The organism is Hydrogeniiclostridium mannosilyticum (genome assembly GCF_003268275.1).
GTDB lineage: Bacteria > Bacillota > Clostridia > Oscillospirales > Acutalibacteraceae > Hydrogeniiclostridium > Hydrogeniiclostridium mannosilyticum.
This window is the reverse complement of sequence record NZ_QLYR01000001.1, coordinates 834,939-847,549: the sequence shown is the minus strand read 5'-3', so window position 1 is coordinate 847,549 and position 12,611 is coordinate 834,939. Positions and strand designations below refer to the sequence as shown.

General features: G+C 56.0%; 13 protein-coding genes. 12 read left to right on the top strand and 1 reads right to left on the bottom strand.

Going from position 1 to position 12,611, the window contains the following annotated elements; translation table 11 throughout:
* Positions 1–15: 15 nt before the first annotated feature.
* The 10 genes from DPQ25_RS03955 to pgsA all read left to right on the top strand — a co-directional run bounded on the left by DPQ25_RS03955 (position 16) and on the right by pgsA (position 10,352).
* Positions 16–594, top strand: a complete 579-nt coding sequence (locus DPQ25_RS03955; protein ID WP_242978210.1) for an NUDIX hydrolase — start codon at positions 16–18, stop codon at positions 592–594.
* Positions 595–826: 232 nt separating this feature from the next.
* On the top strand, positions 827–2,266 hold the full coding sequence (locus DPQ25_RS03950) for an FG-GAP repeat domain-containing protein (RefSeq protein ID WP_177576826.1): 1,440 nt from the start codon (positions 827–829) through the stop codon (positions 2,264–2,266).
* Between the two features lie 70 nt (positions 2,267–2,336).
* On the top strand, positions 2,337–3,041 hold the full coding sequence (locus tag DPQ25_RS03945; protein WP_112332038.1) for a response regulator transcription factor: 705 nt from the start codon (positions 2,337–2,339) through the stop codon (positions 3,039–3,041).
* A 66-nt stretch (positions 3,042–3,107) separates the two neighbouring features.
* Positions 3,108–4,568 (top strand): HAMP domain-containing sensor histidine kinase, encoded by a 1,461-nt coding sequence (locus DPQ25_RS03940; RefSeq protein WP_112331842.1) that lies wholly within the window; start codon positions 3,108–3,110, stop codon positions 4,566–4,568.
* Positions 4,561–5,532, top strand: coding sequence for a DUF1385 domain-containing protein (locus DPQ25_RS03935; RefSeq protein WP_112331841.1), 972 nt, complete (start codon positions 4,561–4,563; stop codon positions 5,530–5,532). Before DPQ25_RS03940 ends, DPQ25_RS03935 begins: the two co-directional genes overlap by 8 nt.
* A gap of 25 nt (positions 5,533–5,557) precedes the next feature.
* On the top strand, positions 5,558–6,421 hold the full coding sequence (gene prmC / locus DPQ25_RS03930; RefSeq protein WP_112331840.1) for a peptide chain release factor N(5)-glutamine methyltransferase: 864 nt from the start codon (positions 5,558–5,560) through the stop codon (positions 6,419–6,421).
* Positions 6,422–6,559: 138 nt separating this feature from the next.
* The gene (recA, locus tag DPQ25_RS03925) at positions 6,560–7,690 is read left to right on the top strand and encodes a recombinase RecA (RefSeq protein WP_112331839.1); all 1,131 of its coding nucleotides are present in this window, start codon (positions 6,560–6,562) and stop codon (positions 7,688–7,690) included.
* Entirely contained in the window at positions 7,690–8,319 is a 630-nt protein-coding gene (locus DPQ25_RS03920; protein WP_112331838.1) for a regulatory protein RecX, read from the top strand. The genes recA and DPQ25_RS03920 overlap by 1 nt, the downstream gene beginning before the upstream one ends.
* A 59-nt stretch (positions 8,320–8,378) precedes the next feature.
* A complete protein-coding gene (rimO, locus tag DPQ25_RS03915; RefSeq protein WP_112331837.1) occupies positions 8,379–9,707 on the top strand; it encodes a 30S ribosomal protein S12 methylthiotransferase RimO in 1,329 nt (442 codons plus the stop codon).
* Between the two features lie 51 nt (positions 9,708–9,758).
* On the top strand, positions 9,759–10,352 hold the full coding sequence (pgsA, locus tag DPQ25_RS03910; protein WP_112331836.1) for a CDP-diacylglycerol--glycerol-3-phosphate 3-phosphatidyltransferase: 594 nt from the start codon (positions 9,759–9,761) through the stop codon (positions 10,350–10,352).
* 205 nt (positions 10,353–10,557) lie between these two features.
* Here the strand turns inward: pgsA and DPQ25_RS03905 are convergent, their stop codons facing one another.
* Positions 10,558–10,740, bottom strand: a complete 183-nt coding sequence (locus tag DPQ25_RS03905; protein WP_330409837.1) for a helix-turn-helix domain-containing protein — start codon at positions 10,738–10,740, stop codon at positions 10,558–10,560.
* A gap of 144 nt (positions 10,741–10,884) precedes the next feature.
* On the opposite strand from DPQ25_RS03905, the gene DPQ25_RS03900 reads away from it, so the two are divergent.
* Both DPQ25_RS03900 and DPQ25_RS03895 read left to right on the top strand, forming a co-directional pair.
* On the top strand, positions 10,885–11,316 hold the full coding sequence (locus DPQ25_RS03900; protein WP_112331834.1) for a hypothetical protein: 432 nt from the start codon (positions 10,885–10,887) through the stop codon (positions 11,314–11,316).
* A 311-nt stretch (positions 11,317–11,627) separates the two neighbouring features.
* Positions 11,628–12,599, top strand: a complete 972-nt coding sequence (locus DPQ25_RS03895) for an ABC transporter permease (protein ID WP_407928138.1) — start codon at positions 11,628–11,630, stop codon at positions 12,597–12,599.
* Positions 12,600–12,611 lie beyond the last annotated feature (12 nt).

The following is a 12,611-nucleotide window of genomic DNA, read 5'->3' as shown; positions in this document are numbered from 1 at the left end:
AGGAGGATGGCGTTTATGCGTTTGTACCAGGAGATTGAAGCCTACCGGCCTCAGAACGAGCAGGAGGCGGGCGACCGGGAGGCTATTCTCGCGGCGCTGCGGACATACGGCCCGTTTTTGCTGGAGAGGAACTGTACGCTCTGCCACCTGACGGCCTCCGGCTTTATTGTCAGCGCGCGGGGGGAGCAGCGGCGTACGCTGATGGTCTATCATAAAATCTACCGCGCGTGGAGCTGGACGGGCGGCCATGCCGACGGAGAGGCGGATCTGCTGTCTGTCGCACTGCGGGAGGCGGAAGAGGAAACAGGGCTTGCCGGCATCCGTCCACTATCCCCCAGAATCGCGTCGTTGGATATCCTTCCGGTCGGCGCGCACCGGAAGAACGGCAGCTATGTGGGCCCTCACCTGCACCTGAATGCGGCCTATCTGCTCACGGGGCCGGAGGCCGCGCCGCTGGCCGGCAACGCAGATGAAAACGACGGCGCGCGCTGGCTGCCGGCCGGCGAGCTGGAAAAATGGTGTTCAGAAGCGCATATGCTGCCGGTTTACCGCAAATGCCTTGCACGCCTGAAGCAGCCGGGATTTGAGGGCTGAGGCCTTATATTATTACATATTTGATACTGTTCTTTTTTCGTGGGAAATGTTATAATAACAGCAATGAAGCTGTCTGGCTTTAGCGCGTTGTTGCAAAAAACAGCGGAAAGGCTGCCTGCTGCCGCGGGCAAATGGGGCCCGCTTCCTGCCGTGCTTCTTGCGTTAACGCCCTGTCGCCGGGCGGCGTTTATGCATGGCGGCGTGCCGTGACAGCAGCGAGGGAGGTGGCGAGTTGCGAAAAAATAAAAGCGTTCAGAAAGGGTTTGCCGCTGTGAAAAGGCGGCTTTTTCCGCTTGCTGCCACGGTGCTTCTGGCGGCATGCCTTTCGGGTTGCTCCTGGTTTGGAATGGATGCCGAGAATTTGATGCAGCCGCCGAAGCCTACCGGTGAACGCGAGGCGATTTACCAGCTGCTGGAGGCGGAGGCAGCTTCTGGCTTTACGCTGAAATACCCGGTCAATGGGGACTACCGCTCCGCGATCATCATGAACCAGAACGGCGAAGAGGCCGGCGAGGCCATCGCGTTTTTTCAGCCGAGCGGCGAAAATGTTTCCGGCATCAGCGTCATCTTTATGAAGAAAACCGACGGGGTCTGGAGCAATGTGGGGACCTTTAACAACCCTGCCACCCAAATTGACAAGGTTGAATTTGGCGATGTGAACGCGGACGGCAAATCAGAGATCATCATCGGCTGGGGCAATACGGATGCCGGGTCCAGCAGGCTTTATGTCTATAGCTTTGAGGGCAGAAAGGTCACCGAGCTGAATATGGACCAGAGCTATGCGCAGATGGCGGTTATGGATTTTGACGGCGACGGCTACGATGAGATTTTTACCGCCGGGCTCAAGGTCGGCGAGCAGCCGGCGGTGGCGCGCCTGTTCCGGCTGCGCAGCGGCGCGATAGAGATTATGGGAGAATGCGCGCTGGATCAAGAGGTCACGCGCTATGTCAATGCCGCCGGCGGCTTGGTGGACGAGTCGCAGGTTGGTATTGTTCTTGACGGCCGTAAAAGCGTAAACAGCATGGTTACGGAGATCCTGTATTGGGATCAGCGGACCCAGGCCCTGGCCTCCCCGTTCCTCACACGGAAGGAGGACGGCTCCGGAACGGTGACCTATACAGCCCGGGACCTGGAGGTGCTCAGCAAGGATGTCAACGGCGACAAAATGATCGAATTTCCCATTGTAAGCCGTCTGCCGGGCTATACGTCGCAGAATGCGGCGGAGGTAGGGAACATCATTGAGTGGCAGCGCTACGACACCGCCACCCTGATGCCGGAGCGTGTGATGAGCACCGTCAACAACAGCAATGACGGCTATTGGTTTTTAATTCCCGATATGTGGCGGGGCAATATTACCACCGTGCTTGACGCCGAGCAGCGGGCGCTGACCTTTTACCAGTGGCTGCCGCAGGAGACGGCGGAGGACGAGAACGGGGTGGTAACGCTTGGCAAGCGCGGGGATCCGCTGCTGGAAATCCGGGTCTTTACGGCGAAGCAATGGGACGCGCAGAAGGGCGGCGGCTATTTTGAATTGCTGGATAACGATAACCAGGTTTATGCGGCAAGGCTGCTGGAGTCCGGATCCATGGTAACAGACGGCGGGGTTGAGCTGCCGCTTTCCATGACCGAGGAGGATGTAAAAAACAGCTTCGGGCTGCTCTCGCAGGACTGAGCGCGCCTGCCGCGGCCGGGGCCGGCGGTTTGTTTTGAGGATGATTCTAGTTTAGGAAGCGGGGATCTTGGTGAAAAAAATATTGGTTGCAGAGGACGAGCAGGCCATACGCGAGTTTGTGGTCATCAATTTAAAAAGGGCCGGATATGACGCCTATGAGGCGGCGAACGGAGAAGAGGCGCTTGCGGTTTATGACCGGGAGAACGGCTCCTTCGACGTAGTGGTGCTGGATATTATGATGCCGGGGAAGTACGACGGCCTGGCGGTCTGTAAAGCGCTGCGCCAGAAAAGCGGCGCGGTGGGCATTATCCTGCTGACGGCCAAGACCCAGGAGATGGATAAGGTCAGCGGCCTGATGATGGGCGCCGATGATTACGTGACAAAGCCCTTCAGCCCCAGCGAGCTGGTGGCGCGTGTGGATGCGGTCTACCGCCGGGTGGCGCTGGCACAGGTACGGGACAGCAATAATTTTAAAGAAGAGATCGTCTCCGGTGATTTTTCACTGAACCTGCGAAGCCATACTCTGACACGGCGCGGCGTGCCAATTGAATTGACGCAGGTGGAGTTCCAGATTATGGAATACTTTTTTTCCAACCCCGGCGCGGCGCTTGACCGCACGGATATTTTGAAGCACGTGTGGGGCGAGGCCTATTTCGGTGAGGAAAAAATTGTGGACGTCAACATCCGGCGCCTGCGCATGAAAATTGAGGAGGAACCCAGCACACCGCGGCACATTGTCACGGTCTGGGGACTGGGCTATAAATGGGAGGCCTAGCCGTTTGCACGGCGAAGCTCCCTTTGGCGCAGGACACGCCATTTTGCTGAGGAGGGGGAACGGCGGATGCCCGGAAAAAAGAATACCAATATCAACGGCATTGCGCGCCGGTGGCTCTTGACCAGTTTAGGCGTGATCCTGGTTATTCTGGTGGTGTTGATTCTGGTTTTGTCCATGACGGTCCGCGGATCTATTTACGGTAATATTGAGTCTATTCTGCGCGGCCGGTCGGTGGAACTAACCAATGTGTTTGCGGATTATGGAAAGCGCTCCTCCAGCGAGTTCAACAGCACCGCCAGGAATTATGTGGAAAACTTTCCCGGCAAGGAAAATATGGAGCTGATGGTGCTGAACAGCAACGGTGAGATTCTGATTACCTCCATTGGCTTTGTACCTGACGATACGCAGCCGATGCCGGACTATTACATGGCGCTGGAGGACAGCGAGGGGTACGGCGTATGGACGGGCCGGCTGACCAGCGGCGAAAAGGTCATGGCGGTCACGCGCGTCATTCGCAACACCACCGGCAGCTTTGTCGGTGCCATTCGCTATGTGGTGTCGTTGGAGCAGGCGGACCACCAGGTCGTTCTGGTCATTGGGTTCCTGCTGTGCGCGGGCGCGCTGGTGATTGTGCTGGTAGTGGCATCGGGCCTATATTTCATCAACTCCATCATTACGCCGATTAAGCAGATCAGCGCCATCTCCAAGCGGATTGCGCAGGGGGATTTCGGCGTGCGGATATTAAAGACCAAGGAGGACGAAATCGGGCAGCTGTGTGATAATATCAACGAAATGGCCGTCGAGCTGGGAAAATCGGAGAAGATGAAAAATGATTTTATCTCCTCGATTTCCCATGAGCTGCGCACGCCGCTTACGGCGATCAAGGGCTGGGCGGAAACCATGCAGGAGCCCGGCATCGATCCCGATACCTGCTCCCGCGGCATGGGCATCATCATCCGCGAAAGCGAACGGCTGTCCGGCATTGTCGAGGAGCTGCTGGAGTTTTCCAGCATGCAGAGCGGCCGCATGACGCTGGTAATGAATAAGATCGACCTGCTGGCGGAGCTGGAGGAAGCAGTCTACATGTTCAGTGAGCGCGCCAAGACGGAGCATAAGTTCCTGGTCTACGAGGAAACGCCCATGCTGCCTCCAGTGCTGGGCGACGTCAACCGGCTGCGGCAGGTTTTTGTCAACATCATTGATAACGCTTTAAAATATGTAAACGAGGGCGGCACGGTCAATGTGGCGGCAACGGAGGATGGAAACGTTATCCACGTCGTCATCAGCGACAACGGCTGCGGCATTCCGGCAGAGCATCTGCCCAATATTAAGCGTAAATTTTACAAGGCGAACCAGACGGTTCGGGGCTCGGGCATTGGGCTGGCCTTGGCGGATGAGATTATGAAGCTGCATAACGGCAGCCTGGATATTGAAAGCCATGAACACGTGGGGACCGCGGTAACCATCACCATCCCCATTTTGAAACAAGATGAAAAAGAAGAGGGGAATAACAAGGGAGATGCCTAGAGAAAAGACCAAGCAGATCACGACCATTGGCGGCCAGGCGTTGATTGAGGGAATTTTAATGCGCGGGCCGAAAAAAAGCGCTGTAGCCGTGCGGCTGGAGGATGGCACAATCGACACAGAGGAGATGGGCTGCCAAAGCCTGCGGGAGAAATACCCGGTTTTGCGGTGGCCTTTGCTGCGCGGCGTGGCGGGCTTTATAGACTCGCTTCGCTTTTCCTACCAGGCTCTGGAGCTTTCCGCGGAGAAATCCGGCTTGGAGGAGGAAGAGCCTTCTAAGTTTGACCGTTGGCTGGAACGCCATTTTGGCGGCAAGATTGTCAATTTGATTATGATCGTGGGCATGGCGTTGGGCGTGGCGCTGGCAATTGCGCTGTTTTTCCTGCTCCCCACCTGGCTCTTCAACCTTTTCCTCCTGGCTGTACCCGAAGCAGCGCCCTGGCGCTCCGTTGCGGAGGGGGTTATGCGGATGCTGCTCCTCCTGCTGTATGTGCTGTTTTGCTCCTTTGTGCCGTCCATCCACCGCATGTTTCAATATCATGGGGCGGAGCATAAGACCATTTTCTGCTATGAAAACCAGGAGGAGCTGACGGTCGAAAATGTCCGCCGCCACACCCGTTTTCACCCGCGCTGCGGCACCAGCTTTATGGTAATTATGATCCTGCTGGGGATTGTCATCGGCTTTTTCATCCCTTTCAGCAATGTGTTTTTACGGACGCTTGTAAAAATCCTGTGCATCCCGGTCGTTGTCGGCATCGGCTTTGAGCTGATTCGCCTGTGCGGAAAATATGACAATTGGCTCACCCGAGTCATCGCCGCGCCTGGGCTGTGGATGCAGCGGATTACGACGAAGGAACCCGATGACAGCATGATAGAAGTAGCCATTGCCTCCTTGAAGGAGGTTATCCCGGAGAATGGGGAGGATCTTGTCCCGCAGAAGGGGGAGCGGGCGAAGAAATCCGCCTGAAAGGCCCTGTGAGGAGTATGTGCCGATGACGCTGAAGGAAGTTTATCAAGAAGGGAAAAAAACGTTGACGGAGGCAGAGCTGGAAAGCCCTGCCTTTGATGCAATCAGCCTGTTTCACAAGGTTTTTGGAATGGACCGGCAGGCCTTGGCGATCCATGGAGCTGCTGACGCCGGCGAGGTGCGGCAGGAGCGGTATCGGGCGTTGATCCGTGAGCGGGCGGCCGGCCGGCCGCTGCAATACATATTGGGCTCCTGGCCCTTTATGGACCTGGAGCTGGAGGTTGGAGAAGGGGTTCTGATTCCCCGGGAGGAAACGGAGCTGCTCGTTTACACCGGGGCGCGCAGGCTTGCCCAGGCATTCCCCGGCATGGCGGGGGGAAAGGGCCTGAGGGCAGCCGACCTGTGCGCCGGAACAGGTGCGGTCGCGCTGGGGCTGGCGGGGCTGCTTCCTCAAGCGTCGGTTGCGGCACTGGAGCTGGAAGAGGAGGCGTTCGTCTACCTGCAGCGCAACTGCCGCCGCATGGGCCGCAGGGTGCAGCCTCTACGCTGCGACATTTGCCGCCCGTCCACCGCGGAGCAATTCGGCGGGCTCCATGGTATCCTCTCCAACCCGCCGTATATCCGCTCGGCGGAGCTGCCCGTTTTACAGCGGGAAGTCCGCCGCGAACCGCAGAGCGCATTGGATGGCGGGACGGATGGCCTCCATTTCTACCGCTGCATTGCAGCGCTGTGGGTTCCCCGTCTGGTAAGGGGCGGCGTGTGCGCGGTAGAAACCGGAGAGGATCAGGGTCGTGCGGTTGCGGCGCTGTTTGAGCAGTCCGGGCTGAGGGAGGTCCGCGTGGAAAAAGACTTTAACGGCCTGGATCGGGTCGTGTCCGGCATTCGGTAGCAAATACAAATATTTGTTCGATTTTTTGTGCTGCTTCCCTTGCTTTTGAGGAGGAAATCGGTTATAATTTGAATAGATCATATTGACGGGCCGGCTGCCGTAAGGCCGGGGCCAGATGGGTAAAGGAGAAGAGAGCATATGGCTGCGAATCAGGATAAAACAGTTGATAAGGCAACGGCGCTGCAGACGGCGCTGAGCCAGATTGAAAAACAGTTCGGCAAGGGGGCGGTTATGCGCCTGGGGCAAAACCAGGCCATGAATGTGGAGGCCATCCCGACAGGCTCCCTTTCCCTGGACCTCGCGCTTGGAATTGGCGGCCTTCCGCGCGGCCGCATTGTTGAAATTTATGGGCCTGAAAGCTCCGGCAAGACTACGCTGGCGCTGCATTGCATTGCCGAGGGGCAAAAAGGCGGCGGCACCGCAGCCTTTATCGACGTGGAGCATGCCCTGGACCCGGTTTATGCCAGCAACCTGGGGGTGGATGTGGAGGCTCTGCTGGTTTCGCAGCCGGACACCGGCGAGCAGGCCCTGGAGATTACCGAGGCCCTGGTACGCTCCGGCGCAATCGATGTCATTGTCGTGGACTCAGTCGCGGCGCTGGTGCCGCGTGCGGAAATTGAGGGCGAAATGGGCGACAGCCATGTCGGCCTACAGGCCCGTCTGATGAGCCAGGCGTTGCGCAAGCTTGCCGGCGCAATTTCAAAATCCAATTGCGTGGCAATTTTTATTAATCAGCTGCGCGAAAAGGTCGGCGTTATGTACGGGAACCCCGAGGTGACCCCGGGCGGCCGCGCGCTGAAGTTCTACTCCTCCGTGCGCCTGGATATCCGAAAAATTGAGACGCTGAAAAACGGCTCAGAGCAAATCGGCTCCCGTACGCGCGCGCGCGTTGTCAAGAATAAGATTGCCCCGCCGTTCCGCGAGGCGGAGTTTGACGTCATGTATGGGCGCGGCATCTCCCGGGTAGGCGAGCTGCTGGACCTGGCGGTGCGGCTGGAGGTTATTCAAAAGAGCGGCGCTTGGTTTTCTTATAAGGAGAACAGGCTGGGCCAGGGGCGCGACAACGCAAAGGAATATTTGGCGTCGAACCCCGAGATTGCCGGCGAGGTTGAGCAGCAGGTGCGGGATAATGTCGACAAGCTGTACGCCAAAAATACGCCGTCCTCAAAGGCATCGGCGGCAAAGCCGGTTGAGCCTTCCGCTGGGGAGCCCGCGGCTGCGCCCGCCCGCGCCCGCGGTAAGGCGAATATAGACATTGAGGCGGATTGATGCTGATTACTGCAATGGAGCCGCGCCGCGGGCGGCGCACAGCGCTGTTTTTAGATGGTGAGCTCGCCGTGACCCTGGATGCGGAGACATTGCTGGCCCATGGCTGGAAAATTGGCCGCGAGATCACGGACGAGGAGCTCCATGAGATGATTGAGCGCAGCGAAAGCCGCCGGGCGGGCGAAAAGGCTTTGTATTTGCTGGAGCACCGCAACCATTCCAAAAAGGAGCTGGCGGATAAGATTGCGCGCACAACCTCCAGAAGCGCCGCACAGGAGGCTGCTGAACATATGGAGGAGCTGGGGCTGGTGAATGACGAGGCTTTTGCCCGCAGCTACGCTTCGGAGCTGTTCTGCCGCAAGGGCTTTGCCGCAATGCGGGTCCGGCAGGAGCTCCTGCGCAAGGGAATCGCCAGGGAGGTGGCGGAGGCCGTCATTGACGAGCTGGCGCCCGAGCCTGAGCATGCGCTGCGGGACCTGGTGGAGCGCCGTTATGCACGGCAGCTGAGCGATGAAAAGGACATACGGCGCACGGTAGCGGCGCTTGGGCGCCTGGGCTACCGCTATGATGAAATCCGCAGCGTACTGCGGGATTATTTGAGTGATGAGCCGGAGGGCTTTAACGCCCTTTAACAGAACGGCGGGCCCGCCCGCTTATAACGATATAGAAAAGATCGGAGCGTATTGGCAGAATGGCTTATTCGGTTGGAATGGTGAGCCTGGGGTGCTCTAAAAACCAGATAGATGCGGAGATTATGATGGCGGCCTTGCAAAAGGCCGGTTATGAGCTGCGGGATGATGCCGCTTTGGCGGATGTGGCAATTGTCAATACCTGCGGCTTTATCGAGGCGGCCAAAAAGGAATCCATTGAGGAGATTCTTGAGCTGGCGCGCCTGAAGAAAGAGGGGAAAATTAAGGCCCTGGTGGTGACAGGCTGCATGGCGCAGCGCTACCGGGAGGAGGTTATGAAGGAGCTGCCGGAGGCTGACGCCGTCTGCGGCATTGGGGCAAACAACGACATTGCCGCCGTGGTGGAGCAAGCGCTGGCAGGCAAACGCCCGCAGGCCTTTCCGGAGAAAACCCTGCTCCCTCTGGAGGGGGAGCGCGTCCGCAGTACCCCGAGCTATTTTGCCTATTTGAAAATAGCCGAGGGCTGCAGCAATGGCTGTGCCTATTGTGCGATTCCGATGATCCGCGGCCGGTACCGCAGCAGGACGATGGAGAGCGTTGTGGCAGAGGCGGAAAAGCTGGCGGCGGATGGGGCCAGGGAGTTGATCCTGATTGCCCAGGACACAACCCGCTACGGACAGGACCTTTATGGAGAATGGAAGCTCCCCGAGCTGCTGCGCCGCCTCTGCAAAATCGAGGACCTGCGCTGGATCCGCCTGCTTTACTGCTACCCCGACGCCATTACGGATGAATTGCTGACGGTAATGGCCGAGGAGGAAAAAATCGTCAAATATATGGACCTGCCGCTGCAGCACTGTAACGGCAATGTTCTGAAAAATATGCGCCGCCCGGGCAACCGTGACGAGTTGATCGCGCTGACCGCCAAAATCCGGGCCATGGTGCCGGGCATCGTCCTGCGAACGACGCTTATTACCGGGTTTCCCGGCGAGACAGAGGCGGAGTTTGAGGAACTGTGCGGTTTTGCCAGGGAGGTTCGCTTTGAGCGCCTGGGCTGCTTTACATACTCGCAGGAAGAGGGGACCCTGGCGGGTGAGATGGAGAACCAGGTGGAGGAAGAAACCAAAGAACACCGCATGGATGTCATTATGGAGCAGCAGATGGGGATTATGCAGGAGTGGGGCGAGGCTCAGGTTGGCCGCGAGCTCACCGTGCTGACCGAGGGCTTTGACCGTTATGCCGAGTGCTGGTTCGGCCGTTCGGCTGCCGATGCACCGGATATTGACGGGAAAATTTTCTTTACGGCAGGCGCAAAAAAGCCCGCCTACGGTCAATTTGTAACGGTTCGCATTACCGGCTGCATGGATTGCGACCTGATGGGAGAACTGGTTTGACGGCGGAAAAACGGCGGATGGTACGGAGGCATGTGAGGGAGGTGGACGGCTTTGAATACACCAAATAAATTAACGGTTCTGCGGGTCGTACTGGTTCCTTTTTTTGTTCTGTTTCTTATGCTGCCGCAGGTTCCCCATCACTTTTTGCTGGCGGGGCTTATTTTTGGCGCCGCCTCCTATACGGACCATCTGGATGGAATGCTGGCACGAAAAAACGGCCAGGTTACAAGCTTTGGTAAGTTTATGGATCCGCTCGCAGATAAAATTCTGGTCATATCCGCCCTGGTTTGCTTTGTCAGCCTGGGCCTGGCGCCCGTCTGGATGGTGCTGCTCATTATTGCACGGGAGTTTATGGTGACCTCCATCCGGCTGGTTGCCGCCTCTTCGGGCATTGTGCTGGCGGCTAATGGGTGGGGAAAGGCCAAAACCGTCACACAGATGGTTGCTATCATTTTTATCCTGGTGGTTCAATACCTTGCGGAGCTCGGAGGGTTGGGCATAGTGCCGCTGCTGGCGGAAAGCGCCATGCTGGATGCGTACCTGCTGGCCGGTAATATCCTATTGCTTGCGGCTACGGCTGCGTCTGTGATCTCCGGGGCTGTTTACCTCAAACAGAACTGGTCCGTAATCAGTGAAATGAAGTAAAAAAACACCTGCCGGTTAATCATTACGGCAGGTGTTTTTTGTAATGCGGGCCCGGAGCCCGGGGAGCTCGGCTGAAGCCCAAGCCTAGGAGGACGGATGCCAGGCTTGCACGGGCTGAAATAATAATGCCCGGTGGAAATGATACCGGGGCATTTTCGGGCATATAGACAGCGGGCCTGCGCTTTGCGGTTCGTGTAAGCAGGCATTAATTGCTTTTTGGGTGGAGAATTACTTTCACAACATCTTGAATACTGCACTCCAGAATTTCACACAGATCTTCAAGTGTTTGGATGTTTACATTTTGGTTGTGTTTCAGCCTGTAGATGGTTCCCTTGCTGAATTTGTACGTGCTGATGAGTGTATATGTCGTTATACCTTTGCGTTGCATGGTCTCCCATAGGGGAGCGTAATCGCGCATATACACCTCTCCTTTTAATGTGATTATATAGTTCATTATATTTAGCGCTATTCGTATTGACTATGACCCATAACTCGGGTATAATATTGCGCAGGGGAAAAGGAGGAATGCTTCATGAAATGCCATGAACAAAAAAACAGCAGCGAAAGGAAAGAGCCGTCTACCTACGAAAGACTGCTGGCGCTGCCAGAAGGTGAATTAGAGTTACTTAAGGAAAAAATCTTTTTTATCTGTATTGCCGACCAAGAAGAGGCTGATGCCGTTGAAAATAAAGCGGTGATGACAAAGGAACTGTTCGAGCAAATCACGGAGCATACGGTGGCCCTAGGGCTGAACGCACTGACATTGGCCCTGACGGAGGAGCACACGGAGCTTTGCCGGGAGTTGTTTCAGGAGCAGGAGAGCTTGCCGCAGCCGCCGGAGGATTATGAGCCGAAAAGCTTTGAAGAGATATTGGCGCGTTTTAACCAGGAACAGGATCTGCGGGATGCGGAGGAGCAGCACTATCTCGACTTTTTAAAGAATAAATTAAAGCAGATTGACTGATAAAAAGATCCCCGATGCGGCTGCATTTATATTGTGTTTAGTTTATAAAACGTCCGGCCTCAAGTTTATTGAGGCCGGACGTTTTTATGCCATGGGCGTTATTTATTGCCGGGGCAGTAAAAGGTGCGGCCTGATTACTTTGGCTTGAAACGGCGAAAAGCAGGCAGGAAAAACAGGGGCCATGCATGCAGGAGGCGGCGAAGCTGCGCAGAGGGCCGAAAGTTTTGGCAGCTTGCCGGCATAAAGCGGGACCTTTAGCTCCATACTAAGTTCAGATTCACGACAGCAGCCGGCGGGCGTGCCCGCGATGTGTGTCAAGGAAAGGAAGGAAACGGGTGAAAGGTGAAAAAAGAAAAGAAAAACGCGTAAAAAAGGGCTGGAGCCGCGACGATATGGAGCTGTCGCTGCTGGCTGCGCCCTGCACAATTTGGTACCTGCTCTTCGCGTTTTTACCCATGTTCGGCATTATTATTGCCTTCAAGGATTTTAAAATTAATGGGAATTTTATCAACAGCATCCTTACAAGCAAATGGGTGGGCTTTGAAAATTTTACCTTCCTGTTTACCAGCAACGATGCCTGGATTGTGCTGCGCAATACGCTGGGCTATAATGTCGTTTTTATTATCCTGGGCATCGTAGTGCCTGTAGCGCTGGCCTTGATGGTCAGCCAGCTTCACGGCAAAAGGCTGGGAAAAATGTATCAAACCGCGATGTTCATGCCCTATTTTCTCTCCTGGGTGGTCGTGTCCGCGGTGGTGTGGGGCTTTCTGTCCTATGACAAGGGGCTTGCCAACCAGCTGGTAGAGGGTATGGGCGGAGACCGGGTTAATTGGTACATGCAAAAGCAATATTGGCCCTATTTTTTGATCTTTATGAACCTGTGGAAGGGCTTGGGCTACGGCATGGTGGTCTACCTGGCGGCGATTACCGGCATCGACACTTCTTTTTATGAGGCTGCCGTCATTGACGGCGCAACCAAGTGGCAGCAGATGCGTTACATTACCCTACCGGTTATGAAAACTGTGATTGTTATGATGTTTATCATGAGTGTAGGGCGAATTTTTTACTCAGATTTCGGCTTGTTTTATCAGGTTCCGAGGGATTCAAATTCCTTGTTCAGTGTGACCTACACCATTGATGTTATGGTTTATAAATCACTGAAAAGCGCCACCGTTGGCATGGCTTCTGCCGCAGCGTTTTTTCAGTCGGTTATGGGCTGCATCACAATTCTGGCCGCAAACGCCGTGGTTCGCAAAATCGACCCGGAAAGCGCGATGATCTGAGGAGGCGAAACG